Annotated in this window: 14 protein-coding genes, 1 pseudogene and 2 CRISPR repeat arrays; of the genes and pseudogenes, 11 read left to right on the top strand and 4 right to left on the bottom strand. The window is 59.8% G+C overall.

Translation table 11 applies throughout. The features are described from left to right. Window positions 1-110: 110 nt before the first annotated feature. Complete coding sequence (locus tag J3U87_RS27340; protein ID WP_237378961.1) at window positions 111-698, bottom strand: hypothetical protein; 588 nt, start codon at window positions 696-698, stop codon at window positions 111-113. Window positions 699-740: 42 nt separating this feature from the next. Here J3U87_RS27340 and J3U87_RS27335 point away from each other — a divergent pair, with 42 nt between their 5' ends. The 4 genes and pseudogenes from J3U87_RS27335 to J3U87_RS27320 all read left to right on the top strand — a co-directional run bounded on the left by J3U87_RS27335 (window position 741) and on the right by J3U87_RS27320 (window position 4233). Continuing rightward, the gene (locus J3U87_RS27335) at window positions 741-1568 is read left to right on the top strand and encodes a transposase (RefSeq protein WP_237378960.1); all 828 of its coding nucleotides are present in this window, start codon (window positions 741-743) and stop codon (window positions 1566-1568) included. Between the two features lie 522 nt (window positions 1569-2090). Then, window positions 2091-2249, top strand: a complete 159-nt coding sequence (locus tag J3U87_RS27330) for a phage integrase N-terminal SAM-like domain-containing protein (protein ID WP_237378959.1) — start codon at window positions 2091-2093, stop codon at window positions 2247-2249. Further along, a pseudogene (locus J3U87_RS35395) lies at window positions 2221-2976 on the top strand (tyrosine-type recombinase/integrase). Before J3U87_RS27330 ends, J3U87_RS35395 begins: the two are co-directional and overlap by 29 nt. Window positions 2977-2982: 6 nt before the next feature. After that, a complete protein-coding gene (locus tag J3U87_RS27320) occupies window positions 2983-4233 on the top strand; it encodes an IS91 family transposase (RefSeq protein ID WP_237378958.1) in 1251 nt (416 codons plus the stop codon). A 384-nt stretch (window positions 4234-4617) separates the two neighbouring features. Beyond that, window positions 4618-5256: direct repeats of the CRISPR family, unit length 29 nt; unit sequence CGGGTCATCCCCGCGGGCGCGGGGAACAC. 91 nt (window positions 5257-5347) lie between these two features. Further along, window positions 5348-8061: direct repeats of the CRISPR family, unit length 29 nt; unit sequence CGGGTCATCCCCGCGGGCGCGGGGAACAC. Window positions 8062-8350: 289 nt separating this feature from the next. Here the strand turns inward: J3U87_RS27320 and J3U87_RS27315 are convergent. From J3U87_RS27315 to J3U87_RS27305, 3 genes are read right to left on the bottom strand one after another with little or no spacing between them, the layout of a single operon-like run. Beyond that, window positions 8351-9490, bottom strand: a complete 1140-nt coding sequence (locus J3U87_RS27315) for an NAD(P)/FAD-dependent oxidoreductase (RefSeq protein ID WP_237378957.1) — start codon at window positions 9488-9490, stop codon at window positions 8351-8353. After that, window positions 9477-11489 (bottom strand): LodA/GoxA family CTQ-dependent oxidase, encoded by a 2013-nt coding sequence (locus tag J3U87_RS27310; RefSeq protein WP_237378956.1) that lies wholly within the window; start codon window positions 11487-11489, stop codon window positions 9477-9479. Before J3U87_RS27310 ends, J3U87_RS27315 begins: the two co-directional genes overlap by 14 nt. A gap of 38 nt (window positions 11490-11527) precedes the next feature. After that, window positions 11528-12553, bottom strand: a complete 1026-nt coding sequence (locus J3U87_RS27305) for a ferritin-like protein (protein WP_237378955.1) — start codon at window positions 12551-12553, stop codon at window positions 11528-11530. Window positions 12554-13623: 1070 nt separating this feature from the next. On the opposite strand from J3U87_RS27305, the gene J3U87_RS27300 reads away from it, so the two are divergent. From J3U87_RS27300 to J3U87_RS27270, 7 genes are all read left to right on the top strand, one after another. After that, window positions 13624-15168: a hypothetical protein gene (locus tag J3U87_RS27300; protein WP_237378954.1), complete on the top strand. Its 1545-nt coding sequence runs from the start codon at window positions 13624-13626 to the stop codon at window positions 15166-15168. 179 nt (window positions 15169-15347) lie between these two features. Next, window positions 15348-16040 carry a type I-E CRISPR-associated protein Cas6/Cse3/CasE gene (gene cas6e / locus J3U87_RS27295; protein WP_237378953.1) on the top strand — a complete coding sequence of 231 codons (693 nt, stop codon included), beginning with the start codon at window positions 15348-15350 and terminating at the stop codon, window positions 16038-16040. Between the two features lie 808 nt (window positions 16041-16848). Then, window positions 16849-17535 (top strand): hypothetical protein, encoded by a 687-nt coding sequence (locus J3U87_RS27290; protein ID WP_237378952.1) that lies wholly within the window; start codon window positions 16849-16851, stop codon window positions 17533-17535. A 434-nt stretch (window positions 17536-17969) separates the two neighbouring features. After that, window positions 17970-20726, top strand: a complete 2757-nt coding sequence (locus J3U87_RS27285; RefSeq protein ID WP_237378951.1) for a serine/threonine-protein kinase — start codon at window positions 17970-17972, stop codon at window positions 20724-20726. A gap of 48 nt (window positions 20727-20774) precedes the next feature. After that, on the top strand, window positions 20775-21368 hold the full coding sequence (locus J3U87_RS27280) for an ECF-type sigma factor (protein ID WP_237378950.1): 594 nt from the start codon (window positions 20775-20777) through the stop codon (window positions 21366-21368). Window positions 21369-21759: 391 nt separating this feature from the next. Continuing rightward, the gene (locus tag J3U87_RS27275; protein WP_237378949.1) at window positions 21760-22713 is read left to right on the top strand and encodes a hypothetical protein; all 954 of its coding nucleotides are present in this window, start codon (window positions 21760-21762) and stop codon (window positions 22711-22713) included. 14 nt (window positions 22714-22727) lie between these two features. Continuing rightward, window positions 22728-24158: a PKD domain-containing protein gene (locus J3U87_RS27270; protein ID WP_237378948.1), complete on the top strand. Its 1431-nt coding sequence runs from the start codon at window positions 22728-22730 to the stop codon at window positions 24156-24158. Window positions 24159-24282: the final 124 nt, after the last annotated feature.

Here is a 24282-nt window from a genome sequence, read left to right as displayed (position 1 = left end):
TTTCCGAGTAACAACATCGCGAGATGAGGTATTCTCTTCGGGTCAACATCAATGTTTGCAGGTTGCTATCTCTCATGGACCCTATGACTCCATTCCCATACCAACTCGAATTAATCGCCTTTCCCGATTCCGACTTCGCCTACGCGATTGACGAACTCCTCAATCTTCTCAATACTTTTCCTGAGATCCTCGAACGGCTCGAAGCTGACCTCGACCGCCATGCACTGGTCTTGAAACAAGCGCGCCTCAATCACCGTCGCGCTTGCGCTGGAACCCCTCATCTTCCCGGCCTCGACGATCCCGATCCCCTCGAGGCCATGACACCTAGCGAACTGAAGCTGGGCATCGGACGGCGCCGCATGTCTGCTCAAGACGTCTTGTTCTGCTTGATCTGCCGTTATTTTCTCGATGGCGTCAAATCTGTTTCGGCCCGAGGTTTCTTTGCCGAATCCCGCACCGTTGCGCGCTATTTCTCGCAGCAGGGGCGTCCCTGTCCAGCGGGATCGACCATCACACATAACGTCAATCTTGTCAGCCAGGCCACGTTGGATCTGGTTTTGGACCGGATCATCACGACCATTCGATCTCGGAACCTCGATGACTTCGCCGAGGTCACCCTCGATAGTACTGCCGTTCGGGGCAACACGGCCTGGCCAGCCGATTCCGAGCTGATCGCCAAGATCGCCCGAAGCCTTCACAGAGGCCTCTGCCAGCCGATCCTGGAGGACGTCACGACTTCGATGGCATCACGAATCGACGTCTGGTGCGAAGACATCGAAGCAGCCCGTCGATCGATTCGCTTGGCTTCGGGCAAGGGCGCGAAGGCGGTTCGCCAACACCACTACGGGCTCATGATCGATGCGGCCGAGTATCTGTCCCAAGAGATGGGCGGGATCCTTGACCACCTTGCCACCTGGGAGCACGGCCACCGGCCTGGCAGCCGGGGCTATCAGCGTTGGATGGAATGGCAAGCGCGGATGACCAAAGATGTGTCCCAGCTCGATTCGTTGATTCACACGACGTGTCGTCGGGTGATCGAGCAAGAAAAAGTCGGGACTGCCGAACGGGTTCTCAGTGTGGCCGATCCGTCGATTGCGTGGATTGAGAAAGGGGGACGCGAGCCCGAAGTCGGTTACCGAGTCCAGATCGCCAAAAGTGCCCGCCAATTCGTGGTGGCGGTCTCGGTGCCCGAAGGTAACCCAATGGATGCCGGTATGTTCCAGCAGACGTGCCGAGAAGCATTCGAACGGATAGGGACCACGCCCGCGACCTGTAGCGCAGACGACGGATATGCTTTCAAGGCGAACCAGCAGTGGCTGGCGCGGCAAGGGGTGCAAACGAAGTCGTTCAGTGGTGAGATCGCAGGCGAGGAAGCGTGGGAAAGCAAACCCTACCGCGAAGCGCGGCGAATGCGATCTTCGGTGGAAGGGTTGATCGGCCAATTGAAAGCGCTGTTTGGATTCGGGCGGGTATGGCGGAGAGGGTTGGAAGCGGTGAAGGCGGAGCTGACAGGCAAAGCGATCGTCTACAACCTCTACCGGTTACAGCAACTGGTTCAGACCTGTTAACGAAGCCAAAACGATTAACCAACCGAGAACACAGGAGGCGGTGGCTTTCGGCTGCTTAAAATTGAAGCGAAAGATGGAAAATCGTACAGAACCCCCCTAAAGACCAGAGAGGGGTTGAAAATAAACCTCCAATGCAGGAAATCACGCGAAATACAGGTTTAACTCGGGCATGTGCCATAAGACGCGCCCCCTTTCGGGCGCGCGTCTAGCCAGTGGCATGGGCATTCCATCATTCGCGCAATCTTGCTTGAGATTTTCGATTGATAAATCCAGCCGGGTTGGCGGAGCTAGGGCGGTTCATCCCCGGCGGCGCGGGGAGCACAGGTGCCCGAATGCTTGTTGAGAATTAGATTCTGGTTCATCCCCGAGGGCGCGGGGAACACACGGTAGCCCATGCCGTTACTAAAATAAGTAACGGTTGAACTAAACCTCTTCGCGGTAGTTGGCGGGCATCTTTCGAAAGAGACCACCTTGTGATCGAGGAGGAATCACCCCCTCGATCAACGAAACAAGGAGGTCGTGATGACCGAACTTAGAACTCAATTTACGCGATTTTTGGAAACCCGCAACTATGCGCCCGGCACCATCTACCGATACGTGCTCACTGTCGCTGATCTTGCCCAGCACTACCACCGCCGCCCCGACCGCATCAATGACGAGGAAGTTCAAAACTCTCCATAACATGGCTTACCGGCGCAAACTCAGTTGGTCTACCATCCACACCGCCGTGTGTGCCCTCCACTGCTTCTACCATCGCTTCCTCCGCCATCCCCCGCATCAATTCATGATTCCGACACCCAGGCTTCCTAAACGGCTGCCCCTTGTTTGGAGCCCCGAGGAAATCCAACACCTCATTCGCACTGCGGGTCAACACTGCACGCAAACCCAAGTGATCCTGATTGTGGCTTATGCCACCGGCCTGCGGCTCAGCGAACTCTGTCATCTTCGCCTGAAGGATCTCGATCCGGACCATTAAACCATCTGGGTCCGCCAGGGGAAAGGGGGCAAAGACCGGGCCGCCCTCTATCCGCCCCGCCTCAAACAAGTTTTGAATGAGTACCGGGAAGCCTGCCAACCGCTCGACTGGTTGTTTTACCGACCCGATACCCCGCACCTTCACCTTTCACCCAAGACCTTGGTCAAACGATTCGCCAAACTCAAAGAACGGGCCGGCCTGATTCGTGAGGGCGGTCTTCACTCGTTTCGACACAGCTTTGCCACCCACCTCATTGCACGTGGCATTGATATTTACACCGTTCAAAAGCTCCTCGGACATAAGAGCGTCACCACGACTCAGGTGTACATCCATCTTGCCCAAAGCATGATCCTTTCCCGTGCCCAAAGCCTCGACCTGCTCGACTACCAATCCTTCAAGGGGGTCGAAACACCCAAGAGATCCCAGCCCTGACCCGGCATGTCCGGCAAGGGACCCGGTCTTCCGATCCGTTCCCTAGCCACCGCCCGACTCGGTGACCTCTTTGCCCATCTCGGCCCCTCCTTTCTCGATGCGGAGGGCCTGACGGGAGCGCAAGCACGCGTGTTCCGGGATCTTGCGCAGTGCCGCACGCCCGCACTTGGCGGTGAGATCTGGTCATGTCGCCATTGCGGCGAGTCGGTACCCGTCTACCATTCCTGCGGCAATCGCCATTGTCCGCGCTGCGGCGGCGGCGCCCGTTTCCGCTGGGTCGCCCAACGCATGGACGAGCTGTTGCCGGTACCCTACTTCCACCTCGTATTCACCTTACCAGAACAGCTCAATGCGTTGGTCCAGCACAATCCCCGGCACACCCTCGGCTTGCTGTTCCGTTCGGTTCGCGATACTTTGGCCACCTTTGCCAAGGATCCAAAGCATCTCGGTGCGGAACCCGGAATTCTGATGGTCCTGCACACCTGGGGTAGCAAGCTGAACCTTCACTACCATCTCCACTGCATTGTCACCGGTGGTGGTCTGGCGCCCGACAGGTCGCGTTGGATCGCCTCACGGTCACCCGACTACCTCTTTCCGGTCCGCGCGATGAGCCCCGTGTTTCGCGGAAAGTACCTTGGCGGCCTGGCCAAGCTGATCCACGACAAGCAGCTTCGATTTCCTGACGCATGCGGTGAGGGCTATTGGGAAAGACTGAAATCTAGGCTCTATCGAAAGCCATGGGTGGTCTACGCCAAACCGCCGTTTGGGGGGCCCGAGCAGGTGCTCAAATACCTCGGTCGATACACCCATCGTGTCGCGATTTCCAACAAGCGCATCCTCAGTCACGTCAACGGGATGGTGCGTTTCGTCTACAAAGATTACCGCCAAGGGGGGCGACGTCGGGTCATGACGTTGCCCGAACGTGATTTCGCGCGTCGCTTTTTGGCTCATGTATTGCCACGCGGTTTCGTCCGAATTCGCTACGCCGGCCTTCTGAGCCATCGCAAAAAGGCGGAGAGCCTGAGCCGGTGTCGCGAGCTATTGGGCACCCCGGTTCTCCAACTGCCCCAACCCGGAACGACCTGTCCGACCCACCCTGCCGAAATCGAGACGGCAGAAGCCTCCGACCCGTCGTTGGACCAAGCGCTTGGGCCAAGAACCTGTCCGAAGTGCGACCACGTGGCCTTGTTCTTTAAAGAGCCGATTGCGTGGGTGGTGGTCACCCGGGCGAGACGAAAATGGTGGGACACCTCATGAGCACCGTGAAAGTCCGCCTGATGAAGTTAGACCCCAAAAGAGATGCCCAAAAAGAGGCATCACGGCCAAAGCTTGGCTTGAACTCAAGTTGGCCACGTGCTCGGCCGGGTGGACCCGGCCAAGCTCAACTGCCGACAGGGTCTTGGTTCGTCCCGACTTCGATTCGGAGCGATGCAGCGCGAGGCGTGATGGGTTCCGGACAAGGATGGCGGTTCGAGGGAACGGGGTACTTCCATAGAAACCCCATAGGGAGCAGGGCGGTAAGCGAGGGGCGGTAAGGGAAACGCCGCTCGGCTCAACGGTTCCGTTCAACCAGTCTTATCAAGAAGCGAATCAGCGGAAGTCACGGTACCGATGCGGGCTCGCTTCTCGATAAGACTCTTTTCGTTCATCCCCGCGGGCGCGGGGAACACCAATCGACACGCCAACAATATGGCCGTCATTTCGGGTCATCCCCGCGGGCGCGGGGAACACCCAGCCTACGAGTTCGAAATGCAACTTCGTATCGGGTCATCCCCGCGGGCGCGGGGAACACAACGTTTGTCCAACCGACCCAAAGACGCGATCGGGGTCATCCCCGCGGGCGCGGGGAACACACTAACCGCCGTGTTGCTCCTATCGAGGCCGACGGGCCATCCCCGCGGGCGCGGGGAACACGTGATACTCAGGGCGACCCACCAGGACGCGGATGGGTCATCCCCGCGGGCGCGGGGAACACCCGAGCCTCAGCCGGACGTTGAAAAAGGGGACCGGGTCATCCCCGCGGGCGCGGGGAACACTGGTTTGACGGAAAAAGGCAACCCGTCATTCACGGGTCATCCCCGCGGGCGCGGGGAACACATCGAGGACATCATGGGATGGCGGAACTACGGCGGGTCATCCCCGCGGGCGCGGGGAACACGATGTCAAAAAGTTGACGCGTTACCAGTGCGAGGGGTCATCCCCGCGGGCGCGGGGAACACGCACACTTAACGGATCTGCCATTAGTACAACTGGGGTCATCCCCGCGGGCGCGGGGAACACAACACGATAAAAGGACGTCGCGACGCTATTGCCGGGTCATCCCCCGGGCGCGGGGAACACCCGTATCATCTCGATACCAATCACTAATATTAATTGTCATCCCCGCGGGCGCGGGGAACACCCGACTTCCAGTTCCTGTGAGCTTCGCTCTAACCAGTCATCCCCGCGGGCGCGGGGAACACCCCATGAACGCGGCGTCGGGATCGACGTAAGCCGGGTCATCCCCGCGGGCGCGGGGAACACTCAGTTCAATCTACGCTCACCGCTTCTCGAGAAGGGTCATCCCCGCGGGCGCGGGGAACACCGGATTGATGTTATTCATGGTTAATCCCAAACCGGGTCATCCCCGCGGGCGCGGGGAACACCAATCACCCTCACCCACGATAGAGCGGGTGATCGGGTCATCCCCGCGGGCGCGGGGAACACGAATCAGTCCACATGTTCGAGAAATTTTGGATCGGGTCATCCCCGCGGGCGCGGGGAACACTTCAATGGCTTTCGATCAATTTTCACACCTGTTGGGTCATCCCCGCGGGCGCGGGGAACACGGACACATGGTATTGAGATACTATGTGACACGCGGGTCATCCCCGCGGGCGCGGGGAACACGTGGTAGTATATACCGGCACTAAGCCATGTGCCGGGTCATCCCCGCGGGCGCGGGGAACACTAGCTGACCATTATGCCCTAAGATTTGTCCGTCGGGTCATCCCCGCGGGCGCGGGGAACACTGTTGCTTCACGGTCCAAAAATTCAGCGAATTCGGGTCATCCCCGCGGGCGCGGGGAACACCTGTTATTGCCGTTTCTCGGCTCACATGGATACGGGTCATCCCCGCGGGCGCGGGGAACACTTCTGATAATGCCATAAAATTTTTGCCCGAAACGGGTCATCCCCGCGGGCGCGGGGAACACTCATGGCTACTACAGCCGAACGTGCGTTGGTGCGGGTCATCCCCGCGGGCGCGGGGAACACCATGATAGCCGTCCTTTTTCAGTTTTATGCGTTGGGTCATCCCCGCGGGCGCGGGGAACACTCCGCAATTAATATCTTTTACTTCTTCATAGTCGGGTCATCCCCGCGGGCGCGGGGAACACACCACAACAACCCCAATGAAACAGCCTGGGATCGGGTCATCCCCGCGGGCGCGGGGAACACTCCTTGAATACGAGAAAGGTAAGCAACAAAGACGGGTCATCCCCGCGGGCGCGGGGAACACTAATCCCATGTGATTGTTACAAACCTAGTTCTCGGGTCATCCCCGCGGGCGCGGGGAACACGTTTCCGAACCGAACGTCATTTTCTGGGCCAGCGGGTCATCCCCGCGGGCGCGGGGAACACGCGACTAGAGAAGAGTTATCGTTTCTCGGTACCGGGTCATCCCCGCGGGCGCGGGGAACACCCGTAATACTTCCAATTTTTCCATGTCGATTCCGGGTCATCCCCGCGGGCGCGGGGAACACGATATCCTCGATAGCTTCAACCAGAACGATCCCGGGTCATCCCCGCGGGCGCGGGGAACACTTCGAGCTAATTCAGGCCATATTAAGATGTGGCGGGTCATCCCCGCGGGCGCGGGGAACACACCACAGAACCTTCCCAGCATTTTATAGGTGACGGGTCATCCCCGCGGGCGCGGGGAACACGTTTTTTGCACCCAGAGGACATGAGACGTGTGCGGGTCATCCCCGCGGGTGCGGGGAACACTTGGACGCCTCCAGAATCGCGCTCATCGCGTTCGGGTCATCCCCGCGGGCGCGGGGAACACTTCACAACATGACGCGGTCGTCGAGGCCGCGTCGGGTCATCCCCGCGGGCGCGGGGAACACGACGTCGATGAGATGTTTGGTCTGTTCTGCGCTGGGTCATCCCCGCGGGCGCGGGGAACACTCGCGTGTTTCGACGGAATGTATTTGTCCGAATGGGTCATCCCCGCGGGCGCGGGGAACACAAAACCGAAATTCAACAGGATGCTATTGAAGTTGGGTCATCCCCGCGGGCGCGGGGAACACTCTCTTAGCTGCCGGGGATTTAATTCGACAGTCGGGTCATCCCCGCGGGCGCGGGGAACACATTTTGTGTGCGCGTCAGCAATTCACCCGGCTGGGGTCATCCCCGCGGGCGCGGGGAACACTTTCAAGCACATAAAGCACTTTTTCTTTTCGCCGGGTCATCCCCGCGGGCGCGGGGAACACATCGAGTGATGTAACCGATGGCAGTCAAGCGTTGGGTCATCCCCGCGGGCGCGGGGAACACACCCAGCCGATCACGTTGATAATGGTCTCGGTCGGGTCATCCCCGCGGGCGCGGGGAACACGCATATCATGAACTTCGATATACCAAGCGTGTCGGGTCATCCCCGCGGGCGCGGGGAACACCCGTCGTTTCGGCTCCCTGGTAACGCGAAGGGCGGGTCATCCCCGCGGGCGCGGGGAACACTCATATGGCGTGCATTTCCCGATGGCATGTATCGGGTCATCCCCGCGGGCGCGGGGAACACTCTAGCCGAGCAATCGCATTAGCTCAATGGTACGGGTCATCCCCGCGGGCGCGGGGAACACTATGGAGAGATAAGATTGACTTCTTGAATTACCGGGTCATCCCCGCGGGCGCGGGGAACACGACTCGCTTTTGGATCCGGATTGTTAGTAGAAAGGGTCATCCCCGCGGGCGCGGGGAACACGTTATTTCGGCGTCTGGCACTGCAACCGCCACCGGGTCATCCCCGCGGGCGCGGGGAACACGGCGTCTCTTCTTCGAGTAAGGGCCAATAGGTCGGGTCATCCCCGCGGGCGCGGGGAACACTCTGGTTTGGAACTGGCTTTATCTTCAATTGGTTACGGTTTTTGTGAAGTGGTACCTATGTTGCTTAAGGGAGGCCATCCCTCGTTCATCCTCTTCCCATTTTGAATCGTTGCACCGCAGAATTGTCACAGGTCTAACCAGGTTCCCCTAAATTAGCACAATCTCTCATTCCTCGATAGCTGGCCGCGTCCCAGTCGGAAACCCCACCGCCCGCCGCGGACCCTTCCAAGCCGAAACGACAGATACCCGCCGCGTCCGTTCGTCACCCAAGCGGCCTTGGGGGCGCTTCCTAGCTGCCGTAAAGCCCACCCCCTCCGTTCGTGGTCGACCCTGGCGCATCCTTCAACCGGTTGTGCCAAAAGCTGCTTTGACGCCGGTCGGCTTCTCCTCGGTATAGGGAAGTTCGTGTTTTTAGGTAGGTTTCGTAGCGGGCGACGACGCCCTCGGCATACCGCGCCAGGGCGTCGCGTTCGCCTTGTCGCGTGGCCGCCACCGCTTCCGCCGCGTCGATGCCGTCGCTCAGTGCCTTGTGGATGCCTCGCGAGCTGATCGGGTCGAAGGCACAGGCCGCATCGCCGACCGCCACGTAGCCGTCGCCGGCGATTCGATCCAGGATGAACGAGGGCGCCGCCTTGATGAACGGGCTCCCCTCCACCAGGGGACGGCCCATGATGTGCGGCGGCAGGAGTCGGGTCGTCAGGAGCTTCATCAGCCACTGGCGGTGATCGCCCAGCGCGCCCCGCCGCACCGTGTCCGGATCGCACGCGAACGCACAGGTCATGATGCCGTTCGGCAACCGGGCGCCGTACCACCAGCCGTCCTCGACCGCCTCCAGGAAGGTCTGGGTGGGCACCTCGTCCCCCTCGATGCCGGCAAAAAAGCCCGTCAGGCAAATCAACCGGTCGTGAACGATGCGTCGTGCGCCGACCTGGCGGGCGAACACGGCTTTGCTCCCCGTGGCGTCGACCACGAACGAGGCCTCCAACTTCGCGCCGTCGTCCATCGTCACGAGCCAGCGCCCGCCGCGCCGTTCCGCCTGGCGGAAGCGGGCGCCGAGTCGCAATCGGCCAGGGCCTTTGGCCACGTGGGCCGCCAGCCAGGCATCGAAACGCCGGCGATCCAGGTGGAATCCCTGTCCGTGTGGGTTGAACAGGGCGTCGTTGAACCCCGGCCGGGGCCCGCCCCACAGGGCGCATCCGCCCACCGAGCGAGCGTGCCCCTCTGCAGCGAACGACGCCATCAAGCCGAGGCGGTGCAACAGGTGGCGCGTTTCGGCCGGCACGCATTCACCGATCCGAAGATTCCGGTAGCGGCCGGCCTCGATCACCCAGGTGTCGGCCACGCCGAGGCGCGCGAGGGCCAACGCGCAGGCACAGCCTGCCGGGCCCCCGCCGAGGACGACCACCTCGCAACGGTCAATCATCGTCATCGGGTTTCGCGTTTTGCGGCCAAGGTTGGACGCCGGGCGCATCCAGGAGGCTTTCCACCTCGAGGAAATGTTCCGGATCGTACGTGCCGGTCGTGATCTGGCTGCCGGTCATGATCATCCCCACCTTGGGCCAGTTCTCGACGAAATCCAGATACTCCTGGTAGCGGCCTTCTTGCGCCGGGTTATCGGTGAAGGTGCCAGGGCCGCGGACCGAGAACCGTTGCGGCCCGAGAGCATCGCCACTGGCTTCGGCGGCCACGTAGACCGCCACCGGGCGCTGGGCCGGCCACGACCAGTACACCGTGGTGCTGTCGTCCGGGTTGGGATCGGTCTGGTGAACCGCACAACTGTTGTAGTCCGTGTGCCAGGGGATTGACATGAACTTGGAGGTATCGCCAGGCTCGATGTGCGGCCCCAGCGGCGTATGGCACGGCACCCATCCTTCCGTCAACAACGGCTGCGAGGGCTGCACCGCGGCGTAATCGAAATGCTTGCCGTTGATGCGGAACGGGCCGACGCCGGAACAGTTCCAGTGGGTGATGTAGAGTCCCGGTTGACGCACGATGAAGGTCATGTCGATCCCTGGCGAGAAACGACCGCCCAGGCAGTTCATCAGGACGGCGCGATCCAGGGCCTCGCCCTTCCCGAGGGTATATCCGCCCTTTTTGAAGGTGCCCGCGTTCCATTGCTCCAGGAAGAAATACTGGGTGAACGAAGGTGAAAGGAACGGTTTGCCCTGGTCGCCCAGCGACAGCGGCATCAGCGGGGCACCGACCACGTTCTGGCTGGAAATGTTGGGATTGCGAATGAAGCCCAACCCGCCGAGGATGGTTTGGGCCGGGTGGTCGTCGGCCGAAATCGCACCCACCGCATCGTGGGATCGAATCGCCAGTTCCGGCAGGTTGGTGTTCCAGCGCTGCAACGCCGCCGCCCGAAAGATCGGGTAGATGTGTTCGGCGAAATCGGGTTGGTACTTTTTGTTGAAGCGCGTGTCGTAGATTTCCGGCGCGAGTTGGAGCTTGCGCACCCAGGTATCGTAGATATCGTCCCAAAGCGACACCACGTTCAGGGTCTGTGGCGCGTAACCGGGATCGGTGGAAATCACCCAGGCGCCGACCGTGTCCACCGTCGAGCCGTCCTCCAACACGAGCACCGCCCGGACCGGTCCGTCGCAGGTATCGTCGAACCAACCGTCGTTATCCACCGGCTCGGTCAGCGGTCCCGGCGCATCGCCGCGGGTCCAACTGTTGGCCCGGCCATAGGCCGGCGCGAAGATCAGGCGCCCCTGCTCGTCCGTCTCGATTTGGCCGAGGGTATCGATTTCGCCGTCAGGGGCGTACAGGCGGTTGAAACTATCGCCGGGAAACGATTTGGGATAGTCGTATTTGGTGACGATTTCGGCGCCGCAGCCGTAGGACGCGGGCGTGGTCCGGTCCAAATCGACTTTGGGCGCACTGCAGCCCTTGATCGCGCGCGGCCCGGGGTCGATGACCAGGCGGCGAATGCGGGCCGGATTGTTCAGGTCGTCGCCTTCCTGGGGATTGCGTATCGGCGGCAGGGCGCCCTGGGCATAGCCGTCGATCATTTGCTCGAAGGGCTTCAGCTCGGGGTTTTCCAATACATAGTTGTTCGCCTTTTTGTTGGCCGTGTGGACCGTCCACACAATGTCGACGACGTTCTTGCCGTCGACCTTCGTCTTGCCCAGCTCCAGCTCTCGCCCGCCATGGTTCGGGTACCGTTCGGGGGTTTTCTCGAGATCGTATTCGAAAACGCGGAAGCGGGCGGCCTGACGTTTCAATTGACCGAACCGGTCGCGCACGTCGTCGGAGGTGATCGGCGTGTCTTCGGTGCCGGCCTTGATCGGCAGGCCGCCGGAGGTGGGCGGTAGGCCGTCGGGCACGGGCAGCCCGGCGATGGTTTCGGGTTGCAGATAGTACTCTTCACTGTTGCCGACCCTAGCGAAGCCGATCGCCGGGTGAATGCGAAAAACCTGTGTCATCTTCAATGCTCCTCATCTCAAGGCTGGGGGAGGCCCCCTTATGTTCCCGGTTGATCCGTTTGCGTTTTGGGGTCGGGGTAGAATTTGGGCACGGCGCCGTGACGCCAGCAGGAGAGCACGTTGGCGCCGATGGTCGGCATCAGGGAACCGAAGTCCGCGGTGGCATGGCCGTTGATGAGATCGGTCAACTCCTGAAGGAAGACCGCGAAGTTATCGATCAAGGTCTGCTGGGCTTGGTACCCGGGCGTTCCCGGCGCCGGATTGGTCTCACCGGAATACACCGGTGAATCTTCGATGACCCGGCCGCTCAGCAACCGAGCCCGAATGCTGGAGAACTTCCGGAAATGCGCCCAGGCCGGCATCACGCCATCGGCGGTGTTCCGGTACTGGAGCGGAATCTCGCGATCGCCTTGGTACTGGCCCTCACCCTGGTCGGTGATCGCCCAAATCAGGTTCTGGGCTTCGCGCAGGCCGTCCAGCCCGTCGTGAATCACCGTTTGGTTCTCAAAATGGTTGTAGTAGTTTTTGAAGAAATCGATTTGGCGTTGGCCGCCGCGCAGGTGTTCCACCAGTTCGGCCATGCCCACCAAGGTGGCCTGGTAAAATTCGGCGATGGAACCGTATTGGTAGATGTCTTCCTGCAGGCTGGGCGAACCGTGGGTGGCCCAATCGGGGTACTCGATCAAGCACATGGTGTTGATGCGCGCCAGGTCCAGCGGTCCCAACTCGGCGGTGTAGGGGTGGTAGATCTCGGTGGGATTGGGTGTGTCCAAATTAAAATTCAGGACCGGTATCTCCTCGTATTGCAGGAACTCGGGCAAAAACGAGAAGTTGTCAAAGTACGCGTTGTAGACGTTGGCCGCCAATTGCATGTGCAGCATTTCCTGGTAGAACACGGAGCGAATCAAGCGGAACGCGGGGCTGGCGGGGTTTTTGATGGAGTAGGCGGCGGTCATGTAATAAGGAACGGTCCAAAACTCTAGGCAAACCGCTGCCTGGAGGTGGGTCCGCAAGTGGTCGAGATGCCATTTGGGCGGAAAACATCCGGGGTCGCATGACGACATGGTGATACCTCGCTGATCGGTGTGGGGGAGGGAAAGACGCACCCATTCCCGTGCTATGGAAACGGAGGCGGTGGGGCAAGTTTTTTGAGGAATATCATCTATCTTAGTTAAATTTCAGGCAGTGCGCAAATATGGAAGCGGTATTTTCACGGGTATCAATAAGAGATAACTATTGTAAGACGCGCATTCGCACGACATGAGCCCACAGAATACTATGCCTTGGCGGTGAACGGTGACTGCGGGTTTTCACCACAGTGTGGGGCGGAGGGGGTTTTCTGTCGGTGCAAGGGGTTGACGTGTAAGTCTTTTTTTACCATGGAGTTCGCGGAGTTCACGGAGAGCCGTGCGACGTACCTGCGGAGATTTTTACCGCCATTTGCCGGTGAGGATGACTCAAGAAATACATTTGGTTATCGAGAATTTTAATTATCCTTTGGAAACTACCTTTGCAAACGCACGAGAGATGTCCCGAGGAAACCTTCATTACATCCGTAACTGCGAGCCAAGGCCATGCTGGGCCATCGATTACAAAGAATCCAACAAATACATCAATGATAAATAGCGGCCACAAACATGAATCAACTTTGATTCATCTGCGACCTTCCATGTAACCATCCGATCCACTCTTCCTTGCTGGTGAAGCAGGCGTTCCCTCAGCCTCACTGAACCAGCCTCCGTAACCTCTTATGTAACAAACTCTTTATGTAACAAACTCTGTAAAGCTCGAAGATAAAGATAAAAACCTAAAAAGGCGGATGTGCGGGGAGTTCGTCGAAAAATGTCGGCCCGGCGGGCCAACTTACTGCAACGACGCCCCTCTCACAAATGCGGGAACTCCCAAACGATTCGCTTCGATTAGTTACCCACCTGAAACCCGGGCCCCCGGCCTGGGCAGCGACTCTGTGGTTTTAAAAAAGTTATGCAAGCGGCACTACGTACCAGCGAAGCTTTCGACCCAACTCCGGAACGCCTTCCGCATGGATTTCACCTGCATTTGACTTCCACTTTACGGCCGCTTCACGGGCCCTCCCTTAGGCTTTCCTTGAACCGCTACACAAAGGAGAGCTCTTATGAAATCTGTTTATTTTCTGCTGACGACCTTTTCCCTTTGCGCCTTTGGTGGCATCGTCATTCCGGTGACGGTACCCGACGGCGATCACCGAACCATGGAGGAAGACTTTCCCTTATCGCTTTATGTGGACTACGGTCCCCACGAACCGATTAACCATCCGACCATCGTGGAAACCAGCCTGCCCATGATCGAAATACTGCAACGGAACGGGGCCTATGGGCACATCGACGCCAATGAAACCCAGTTGCCCTATGCGCCCGGGAGTGTCGACGACGATTTGCTTGCGGCCCTCGATTTCGATCACGACGGCGATGGTATTTACTGGTATGTGGATGGAAGCCGGAACGTTTTTTACAAGAACACGGCACAGGGCATCGAACGGACCTGGCGCCTTTGGGGCCACTTTGCCTTCAGCGAAATTGCCACCACGCCCGACTCGGATTATGTCTGGGTCTATGATGCCTGCCGCGGCGACCTGCTGCGGTTGCACAAGCGGTTCCCCTGGTGCTTCACGCGCTACGACTTTGATCGCCCCATGGAGATCAACGGCCTGGCCGTGGATGAGACCTCTGTCTATGTGGTGGACACATCACTTGGCGACAATGTGATTTACCAATTCGAGATGGGGCATTTTTCCTTGGATTTTGTGTCGTCCTGGCAAGTGCTGGGGTTCGAAAATGACCTGATTACCGATATCGACCTGATGCCGGACGACAGCATCCTGATTGCCACAACCCATCCCGACCTGAGCCTGGTGCTGGTTGAAGACAAACACAAGGAACGGGTTTCACCGATCGAAAATGCCGCGGAACTGGCCCTGGTGGAGCTCATCAGCTTGCCTGAAGATGTCAAGCAGCCCTCCGGCATTTGGCGGAGCGCCCAAGGTCAGTGGTTTCTCACCACCGATCAGGCGGAAGTCTTCGAACTCGATGAAGACTTTCAAAGTGTGGGGCAGTTTGATGTCGACTATCAGAACGTGCAATGTAACCAAGGTTGTACAGAGGGCATCAGTGGCGATGACGCCAATGTATATGTATTGACCGATGAGGGATACGTAGCCCGTTATGAACGGGACATGGACACCTACCAATATCGGGAAGAATTCGATGTGGCCTATCCGGGTAACGATGGCGAGACCTTGTCGTTTTCGGGACTGACCCACCGTGCGGATTCGAATTCCTTTTTCCTTCTGTCCGATGGTGCTGAAGATCAAGAGGACATCCTGCTCGAGGTCGATGCGGCATTCAATGAATTGTCGCGCCGCACGCTTTCCTATCAAGGTGAAGTCGAGGGCAGTATTTTCGATTACGATGCCGCCGGGGTCCAATACTACGACGGCAAAATCTACGCGCTTTCTTATGCCTACAAAGACCTGCTCGAGATCTCCCTCGATGGGGAAATCCAGCGCACGTTCGGGATCGATCCGACGATTCTGCGTGAGCCGAGTGGCCTGTTCATTCAGGATGACCGGGTTTATGTGGTCGGTGATCACGAAAATAACGAACCGACCCCACCTGTAGCCGTTTTTGCCTTACCCCAGTAAGGCAGGATGCTTGTCCGGAGCCTATCTCGAACAGGAGTTCGGGATAGGTTCCGGCCTTTTCGAGAAGCAAGGCTTGAAATGGCGTGAACCAGGAACGCCTAAAAATACCTATGTACCGATAGGGGAGGGGGTCTCGAGCTGCACCTCCCCAACATCTCACATGTTTGGGAGGCTGCGGCATGGCGTATTTGCATTTCAACACGATGGCTTTGGAAACCGGGGTGACGATGGCGGGAACCGACTGGTCGGCCTACCGGGCGCACCAAGTGGTTTGGCAGTTTTTTGGGGACCACGCCGACCGGGACCGAGATTTCCTGTACCGCTTCGATCTCGTTCGGGGCGAGCCGTTTTTCTCGGCGTTGTCGGTGCGGCCGCCCCGGAATATGGCGGGGATCTGGGACCTGCGTTCGACGCCGTTCGATTTACCGGAGCTGGAAGCGGGGTTAAGCTTCCCGTTCGCCCTACGGGCGCATCCGACGCGGTCTCGATCCTTGGGCAGCGCGGCGCGCGGGCAACGATTCGACTTGATCCGCACCCACGATCCCCAAGACGCCACCAGCTTGGAGGAAACCTGCGCGATGTGGCTCCTCGATCAAGCGAACCGCCATGGGTTCCGGTGCGATCCGGAAAGCCTTCGTGTCGCGGCGTGCCGTCTTGCCACCTTCCGGCGCAAGGGGCGTTGGCTGACCTTGGGCATGGTGGACTTCGCGGGCGCGTTGACCGTGACGGACCCGGCCGCGTTCACGACGGCGATGGTGAACGGCATCGGGCGGGGAAAGAGTTTTGGATGCGGCCTTTTGTTGGTGGGTCCCTATGCAACCCTGGCTCCATCTGAATCCGGGGCGCTCGTCTCCATCCCGGCCCCGTGTTGAAGGTGCCCATCGCGGCCTCGATCGCTCAGCCGATGGGCCCCATTTGTGGGGGCGAGGCTGTTGGTTCATGCGACTTACCCAAGCAGTGGTCGGGATGGCTTCGAATCGGTCGGTCCTTGTGGCAACGAGGATTTCTTCGAAGGGGCGCTTGTTCGGGATTGGGTCCATAAGCAGGTTCATGACGAGGCCTCCAGAAAAATCGATCGGGAAGCCGGGAATTGCGGAATCATACCGGTCCTGCTCAATCTACAGGCTTTATGTCTCTTGCGCGAATGCGGGCTCCTCGGGCCGGCTCACTTCGCGTTGTTTCGTTCTCGAAATTGGACGGGTTGGCCTGCTGGTTCGGGGCCCTCTTGAAACAAAGGGGAACATTCAATCTGCGCTGGGTCTTGCCGTCGTCAAACCAAATCGGGAAGGCATGAAGAATCGAAACCAGAAAAAGCATGGGCCCGATGTGGCTCTAAATGTCTAACCTTACCCACTTGAGAACACAGTGGTCAGACTGACGATGGTTGGATTGCCGGACGACCGGCACACCGGCCCGGGCGGCGACTCACCGGTTCAATTCCGAGGCCCGGTATCGCCCTGTTTGTCCTCAATACACTGAAATCAAAATATTTACAAGAAAAGTAGGTGCTCCCCCTCAGATAGTTGACCACGAACCCGACCAAATCTCGCTTGGTCATATTAGACCCAGAATCCACGATGGTGAATTCCGTGTAGAAGCTTGGCCATTTACGAAGAACGGATCCCAGCCATGGCTTTGTGGACACGAGCCGACAGTGGTGAAGCAGATTGGAGAAACATCATGAATCGAGCGTTGGTAGTGGGCTGCATGATCATGTTGGCGGGTTGTGGACCTAAAAAAATGGCCCTATCAGCCGAAGCTACATCGTTGCAAGGGAGAACGCTGGTAGTCCATACCTGGGACCCCGTTCCTTTCGCCGACAAGTCTTTTGCCAAAGTGATGAAAGACGAGTTGGATCCGAAAGAGATATTCGGTCGATCCGAGCCCGTAGAATCAAAGGTCGCGCGTTTCCAGCTTGAAGACCCGGCAATCCCGGTTGCCGACCACCTCGCTCGGGTATTGGCTGATCGCTACCACATGGACGTGAAGATTTCCAATCGGCACGGAACCTTTTCAGGAAGACGGGAGAATGTCACCACGAAGTACCCCGATTTCGACTTTGTGCTCGAAGTGAAAACGAACTACTGGGCCGTCACTCACAACCTTCCCAGTTTGACGAAACTCATGGTTCAGTGTTTTGTCCAAGTCCGCTTCATCGAGCGTGGCAGCGGAAAAGTGTTTGCGTCCGGCTTGTTTGACGCCAAGCACGAAGGTTTCGGGCGATCCCCTTCAGCCAAAGAACTGTGGGATGAGGAAGCGGCGCTCCTCAAAAAAATGTTGGCCGAGTGCTCTAGAGAGATCGGCGCCGAAGCCCAACAGGAATTGTTCGGACAAGCCTCGAAGTATCGACCCATGTCGAGTCTTTAACGATCGGAAACGTGACCCTCCGTTTCTTTTCAGGATCATTTTAAGAGCGAGGACCAGCATCGAGCCGGGCCGAAAGTACCCGCGCCGTCTGCCAACGAATCGAAACACGAAAACCGTCTGGTACACCTTTGCTTACCGGCCTGATCGCTAAGGTTGAATCCTTAACTTGATCGCATGGCGGGGGTGTGGGGAACCGTTGGTTCTCGTCGCTCGATGTCGCCGCAAATGGTGAGTAAGTGGTTGGTGAAAATTACTCGGGTTCTTGAAAAAAAATAGCCGCGAGTAGGTGTGGAGAGGGAGGGGAATAGGTAAGGTCTATGTAATTTGACTCACCCCGATATAATGAGAGCTTTGGTTGGTTTGGTGCCTTCTTATCGCCTTTGGCCGGCGACGCCGTACCATCAGGCGGAAATCTCGCAATGGGGAGACGTGACATGGATTTGGAGGTTCCGGGAACGCGCGCTTTCGCCATCTACAATCACGCCCTGGACCTGGACGGCGAAGACCGGGAAGCTTATCTCGCGGAGGCCTGCGCCGGCAACGGCGCCCTGGCGGAATGGGTGCGCTCCATCCTGGTGGCGGCTACCGAGCAGGGTGCTTCGCTCGAGGAGATGATCGGCCACGAGGCCTCGTCCTTTCTTGAGGAGGTGGTACCCGGGGCCGTCATCGGCGGGTATCGCGTTTTGGCGCGGCTGGGCGAGGGCGGCATGGGTTCGGTTTTTCTCGCGGAACAAGAGGCGCCTCGTCGCCAGGTGGCCTTGAAACTGATTCGACCGGAGCGGGTCTCGCCGGCCTCGATCCTTCGGTTCCGTCACGAACAACAGGTGCTGGCCGAGCTCCACCATCCTTGCATCGCCACCCTTTTCGGGTGCGGGGCCGCCCCGTCCGGCGCGCCCTTTTTCGCCATGGAGTTTATTCGGGGCGAACATCTCGGTGCGTGGTGTGACCGCCGTTGCCTGACACCCACCGACCGGATCCGGTTGTTCCTCGAGATCTGCAAGACGGTCCAGTTCGCCCACGATAAGGGCGTGATCCATCGCGATCTCAAACCATCGAACATCTTGATCACTGAAATCGACGGCAAGCCCGGGCCAAAGGTCATCGATTTTGGCATCGCGCGCTTCGAGGCCGGGCCGGAGGGTGCCGAAGCCGGTGCTGAACCGGCCAACCCGGTGCGTTCGAGGACGGGCGCGGTCGTGGGGACGCGCGCCTACATGAGTCCGGAACAGGCACGCGGTTTGCCCGCGGACACCCGGTCCGACGTCTACTCGCTCGGCGTGATTCTGGCCGAACTGTTGGCCGGTCGGCCGGCGGCCCATGACGAGCGGGCCAAAGACGAGGCTGCCGTGCCGTTGGAAGGGCTGTTACTCGCCAGGTTGGCCGGCGCCGATACGTCGGCGCGCGCGGCGCAGCGTGGGCAAACCTCGGTTAGCCTGAGGAAGTTGCTTGCCGGCGATGTGCGTTGGATCGTGGCCAAGGCCCTCGCGGCGGATCCCGAGGCACGGTACCCGTCGGTGTGGGCGCTGGCGAGCGATTTAACACGCTACCTCGAGGGTCGCCCGCTGTGGGCGGCACCGCCGGACCGCCTCTATCAGGCGAAGAAGTTCATCCGGCGCAACCGGCTCCAGGTGGGGGTGGCGGGGAGTTTCGTTCTGTTGCTTCTGGCCGGGATCGTCGGCGCCGCCTCCGGATGGAAACGCGCGGGTGCCGAGGCGGCCCACGTGAAACACACGGTGCGCATGCTTCAAGAGTTCCTGGCGTCGCCGAGTCCCCTGGAGGCGGGCCCCGACGTGAAGGTGCGCGACCTACTCACCACCTTCGAAGCCCGCATCGGCGACGATTTCGAGGGGCGAGCCGAGACCAAAGCGGCACTCAACCACGTGTTTGCAGCGACCTACCTGGGCCTGGGCCTCTTCCGCGAGGCCGAATCCCATGGCCGGACCGCACTGGCGATTCGTCGTGAGCTCTTTCCGCCGGCCCATCCCGACCGCATCGCCACCCGACTGGTGATGATCGAGATCGCGACCGAACTGGCCCGTCACGAGGAGGCGAACGCGCTCGCCCGCGAGAACCTGGCGGCTTGTGAGCGCGCTTTCGGCGCCGGGGACCTGCGCACGCTCGATGCGCTCGAGGCTCTGGCCGAGGCCGAGTTCAAAATGGGACGCATCGAAGGTGTGGCGGAGAAACACCGGCGCGTCCTGGCGGGGCGACGTGCACGTCTCGGCGATCGACACGAGCAGACTTTGCGCAGCCTGAACAATCTCGCCGCGACGATTTCCTCGCTCAACCGCTTGGCGGAAGCGCACGCGCTCCAGGAGGAGGTGGTGGCCGGTTGCCGTGTGGTCTTCGGCGAGGACCATCCGCGTACCTTGACGGCGATGAACGTCTTGGGATTCATCCGCATTCGGCAGGGACGGCACGCCGATGCCGAGCCCTTGTTCCGCGAATTACTCGCCCGTCGCGATCGGGTACTGGGGCCGGATCATCCCGATACGGTGACGAGCCTGCACGGCCTGGCCGGGGCGCTGCGCGGAAGCCGCAATTTCACCGACGCCGAGCCGGTATTTCGCCGGGTCGTCGCAACCCGTGAACGCGTCCTGGGAGCCGATCACGAAAAGACCCTCGAGGCGATGATCAACCATGCCGGTATCCTTGGCCGGCTGCAGTGTTACGAAGAAGCCCACGCCTTGTTCGACGAGGCGCGCGAGCGGAGTTTGGTGGCGATGGGTGAAGGCAACGCGATGGCGGTCCGGGTCCTTGGTTTCCAGGCTCGGGTCTTTGGCGCGCAGGGCCGTCATGAAGACGCGATTCGCTTGTTCCGCGAGGTCCGTGCCCGCGAGCTCGAACAGGTCGCGGGGGTCGAGAACCGCAATACCCTGACCCTGCTGGGCAATCTCTGTACGGTGCTCGAGAAGGCGGGCCGCGAGGCCGAAGCGCGCGTCGGTTTGACGGCCTTCCTGGCGGGACGGCGCACCCTCCTGGGAGCGGACCATCCCGCGACCTTGTACGCGATGGAGCGTTTGGGCCGCTTCCTCGCCGCTCACGGCGAGCAGGCAGAGGCGCGAACCTTGATCGAGGCCTGCCTGGACGGCAGGTCGAAGGTGCTCGGCGCCGATGATCCGCTCACGAAGCGTGCCCGGCAACTACTGGATTCCATGGAATCAAACGATTCGGCCCTGGAGGCCGGATGATCGGGCCGGGACGCATGCCGACCCCGTCCACCTTGCCGAGGAGGAGTTATGCAGCACGCCCCGGCGGCGGGTGAGATTACCGAGTTATTGGAGCGTTGGCGCGGCGGCGATCGCGGGGCTTTGGATCGTTTGTTTGCGCTGGCCCACGGTGAGCTGGTGAAAATCGCTCGAGCACGGCTCGGGTCTCGCTCCGACACCTTGTTTTCACCCACCGTGCTCGTCAATGAAGCCTGCCTGAAACTGTTGAGTCGCGAGCCCGGCACCGACCGCCCTTGGCGGTCGCGGGGCCAGTTCTACGCCTTGGTCTCCACCGCCATGCTGCATATCTTGGTCGATCACGCCAAGCGCAAGAAAGCGGCAAAACACGGTGGAGACACGGTTTGGGTTTCGTTTGATCCCGAACGAGACGGCCGCCCGAGCCCGGATCTGTTGGCGCTCGGCCAGGCGCTGGCCGGCTTGGAACGGCTCGATCGCCGTCAGGCCAATATCTGGAAGTGCCGCTTCCTGTGTGGGCTGAAGATTGCTGAAATGGCCGAGGCCTTCGAGCTGGGCGAATCCACCATTCGTCGCGAGTTGAAAGCCGCAAATGGCTGGGTTCGAAGCCAGTTAAGGCACTCGGGCGGCAACCTCGCCATGACCTAGTATTCATCCGGAAACAAGGTATTCCTGAAAGGGTTCCTCGGGATCGGTCGATTCTCAATGCAACCTGGTATCAGCATTCGTGTATCAGCTAATCACCTCTGAACAATGATTTTGCTGATACCTGGGCCTGATACCTGATACCTGATACCTGATACCTGATACCCGATACCGTGCCCATCCAGCCTAACCATTTTGGGAGTCACGATCTTTTCGTTTCTGGATGGGCTCTACCTGAGCGAAAGACTTTCCGTTTTTTTGAGCGCTTATCTAACCCTAGCTCGTGTGCTCCGGTGTCGGGCGATGAAACGGTCGGGTCCAGGTGGTCCGGCCGGCGCCCGCCTGTCGCGGCCCTTGTGGTGCGCGACCATTTACCCATGACTGGAGAACGATCATGCTAGATCTTTTCAGAACCAGGGAGTGGTGGTCGAGTTTGGGGAAACGCCTGGCGATCGGCGTTTGCTTGTGCTTGACCGCGGCTCCTGCTTTCGCTTTGGACCCTTGTGACGGCGTCCTCGACGGTGAATACGAAATTTCCGCCGCCGTGGAGGTCGACGAAACCCTTGTGAATCAATTGATCGAGACGCAAATCTTGGAAGATCGCCTGCCGATGACCGTGACGGGGAACCTTGACGACTTGATCACCTACCAAATCGAATTGGATCAGGTGCGCGCCGAGTTCACCACCGATCGGGCCGACCTCGTCTTCTCGTTTTCGGCGAGCGCGGTTATCGCGGGTTCGCCCACACCGGTTTACCGCGCCGTGATTCGGCCGGGGCTCGATATCGGCCGCTGCCGGGTCACGACCGGGTCGGTCTTGGCGAGCCTCGAGGGCCTGGTTGACGAACTTCGCGGCGCCAATCTTCCCGATTGGCTGGTGGACGCCTTCCTGGCCGAATACGGCTTGTTGGAATTGGAGGTCTATCGCGGCCAATTGCTCGAGGCATTGGGCGGCGAGCAATTGGCTAACCACGCGATCACCGTCGCCGATTTGGGGATTGGGTTCGCCGTGGTGGACGGGTCCCTTCAGTTCACCGTTTCGGCCGGGTTCGACGCGGAACGCCCCAGGTTCGATGTTCGGATTGCAAGCGGCGGTGGTGTTTATTTGTGGGCGAACCTGGAAGTAGAGGTTGTCATCTTGGAGGTTTTCACCATGGAAAATAGACCCTATACCACCGCACAAACGGGCCTGACGAGCAAGAACCAATGGACGCTCTTCCGCACGGATCGCGCGATTGGGTCCGGTGCCGTCGTTGTCTACGGCGAGTTTCGTGGTGGTGGTTCGGTCTATGCGCGCAAATGGCTAGCCAACCCGGCCGGCGGCATCCTTAGAGGGGCATTCAATTGAGAGGAGTGGCAGTCATGAAGAAGATGTTCGTTTTATGTATCCTTGGCGCCTACCTTCCCGGCTTTTGCGGCGATGAAGACCCCGATCTCCAGCCGCCGAGTCCGCCTTCCTCGTTCACGGTGCCTGCTTCGGCCTACGCGCCGTCGGTACAGGTGTCCTGGGGGGCGGCCACGGGGCAGGTAACCTATTACCAGTTGTTTCAAATAGATCCATCGGGTTCCGAGTTTCTGGCTTACTCGGGTTTGAATCGGTCTGCCGAGGTCGATCTGGCTCAGCCAGGTGTCCATCGGTTTCGCGTCAGGGCCTGTAACGGGGTGGCCCGGAGTTCGTTTCGCCACGCCGAGACGCTGGCGTCGCCGCCGGAAAGCAGGCTGGGCGATGTGCGGGTTCGCATGAATGAATCCGACATAAATCGCGGGTTGGCGGTGCTTACCGTCGCACGCGTCGTCAATGTCGGCGATTTGGAGTACGGCGCGTTGTTACAGGCTTGGATGGCCAATCTCGATTCGGTCGAGGTGGATATCCAACCGGGTAATCGAGTGGTGGTTTACGGCCTGCTGACGCTTTTCGGCGAGATTGATCTCGAGCTCTTCGAATTTGACAAGGTTTACGACGTCGATTTTTTCCTCTACGGCTCCTTTAGGGTGGCGACGGAAGGTGATCAGGTTCGGCTCGTGTTCCGCGCCGACGATTCCGAGCTGGATCCGTCGCGCAATCTACCGGGCATTTTGAGGTCCGTGGCAACCCATGCGCTGAACGACCATTTTGTGAACAAGGATTTTGACATGGGCGGTTTCACCCTGCCGGCGTTGCCCGAGGAACTGGGGGTGGTGCGCACGGAAATCGAAACCGATGAGCACGAAGTGGTGTTGGGTCTCACGCTGAACAAGGCGCCCACGGCGAGGTTCACTTACGCGGTTGGGCCGAACCAGACGACCTTCACCGACATGTCCTACGACGACTTGGGTATCGTGTCGTGGGCTTGGTCGTTCGGCGATGGCGGCGTTTCCAATGAGCGTCACCCTACCCATCAATATGCGAATCCCGGCGCCTATGAAGTACGCCTCACGGTGACCGACGGCGACGGCGTTGCCTCGAGCCTGACCAAAACCATCGACGTGGGGACGCTCACCCCGCCGACGGGGGTGATGGTCACCTTTGCCGACGGCAAGCATCCGCACATCACTTGGACGGCGGTCTCCGGCGCCGATTCGTATCGGGTGGAGCGCGCCTTGGGGAATGGCTCATTTGAGGTCATCGGGACCACGGTTGGATCGGCATTTACCGATCAGATGCGAATTCACCCCAATCATCCGGAGGCGCCAAGCAGTAGCCTGACGGTCACTTGGTACCGGATCCAGGCGGTTTCGGGCTCGGCGACCTCGCGACCCTCGAACGCCCTGTCGGTGAAGACGAAGCTCTATCTGATCGAAGAACCCTTCTAGCAGTCGACTCGGTCGCGGCGGCGTGAGGCCGTCCTTTCCGAATGCGTCGGCCGGCCAACCCGAACCGGAGCCGTTCCCACGGGGCGTCTCCGGTTCGTTTTTGGGTGGGATCGCGCGCGTGCCG

The organism is Sulfidibacter corallicola, assembly GCF_017498545.1.
GTDB classification, from domain to species: domain Bacteria; phylum Acidobacteriota; class Holophagae; order Acanthopleuribacterales; family Acanthopleuribacteraceae; genus Sulfidibacter; species Sulfidibacter corallicola.
Note: the sequence above shows the minus strand (reverse complement) of the source record. Positions and strands in the feature narration are given on the sequence as shown.

What these genes read in the sequence shown, in the direction of transcription:
- J3U87_RS27320 (WP_237378958.1), top strand. Translation starts at nt 2,983, where the DNA reads ATGTCCGGCAAGGGACCCGGTCTTCCGATCCGTTCCCTAGCCACCGCC.
- J3U87_RS27300 (WP_237378954.1), top strand. Translation starts at nt 13,624, where the DNA reads ATGAAATCTGTTTATTTTCTGCTGACGACCTTTTCCCTTTGCGCCTTT.
- J3U87_RS27290 (WP_237378952.1), top strand. Translation starts at nt 16,849, where the DNA reads ATGAATCGAGCGTTGGTAGTGGGCTGCATGATCATGTTGGCGGGTTGT.
- J3U87_RS27315 (WP_237378957.1), bottom strand. Translation starts at nt 9,490, where the DNA reads ATGACGATGATTGACCGTTGCGAGGTGGTCGTCCTCGGCGGGGGCCCG.
- J3U87_RS27335 (WP_237378960.1), top strand. Translation starts at nt 741, where the DNA reads ATGGCATCACGAATCGACGTCTGGTGCGAAGACATCGAAGCAGCCCGT.
- cas6e (WP_237378953.1), top strand. Translation starts at nt 15,348, where the DNA reads ATGGCGTATTTGCATTTCAACACGATGGCTTTGGAAACCGGGGTGACG.
- J3U87_RS27280 (WP_237378950.1), top strand. Translation starts at nt 20,775, where the DNA reads ATGCAGCACGCCCCGGCGGCGGGTGAGATTACCGAGTTATTGGAGCGT.
- J3U87_RS27285 (WP_237378951.1), top strand. Translation starts at nt 17,970, where the DNA reads ATGGATTTGGAGGTTCCGGGAACGCGCGCTTTCGCCATCTACAATCAC.
- J3U87_RS27270 (WP_237378948.1), top strand. Translation starts at nt 22,728, where the DNA reads ATGAAGAAGATGTTCGTTTTATGTATCCTTGGCGCCTACCTTCCCGGC.
- J3U87_RS27275 (WP_237378949.1), top strand. Translation starts at nt 21,760, where the DNA reads ATGCTAGATCTTTTCAGAACCAGGGAGTGGTGGTCGAGTTTGGGGAAA.
- J3U87_RS27305 (WP_237378955.1), bottom strand. Translation starts at nt 12,553, where the DNA reads ATGTCGTCATGCGACCCCGGATGTTTTCCGCCCAAATGGCATCTCGAC.
- J3U87_RS27310 (WP_237378956.1), bottom strand. Translation starts at nt 11,489, where the DNA reads ATGACACAGGTTTTTCGCATTCACCCGGCGATCGGCTTCGCTAGGGTC.
- J3U87_RS27330 (WP_237378959.1), top strand. Translation starts at nt 2,091, where the DNA reads ATGACCGAACTTAGAACTCAATTTACGCGATTTTTGGAAACCCGCAAC.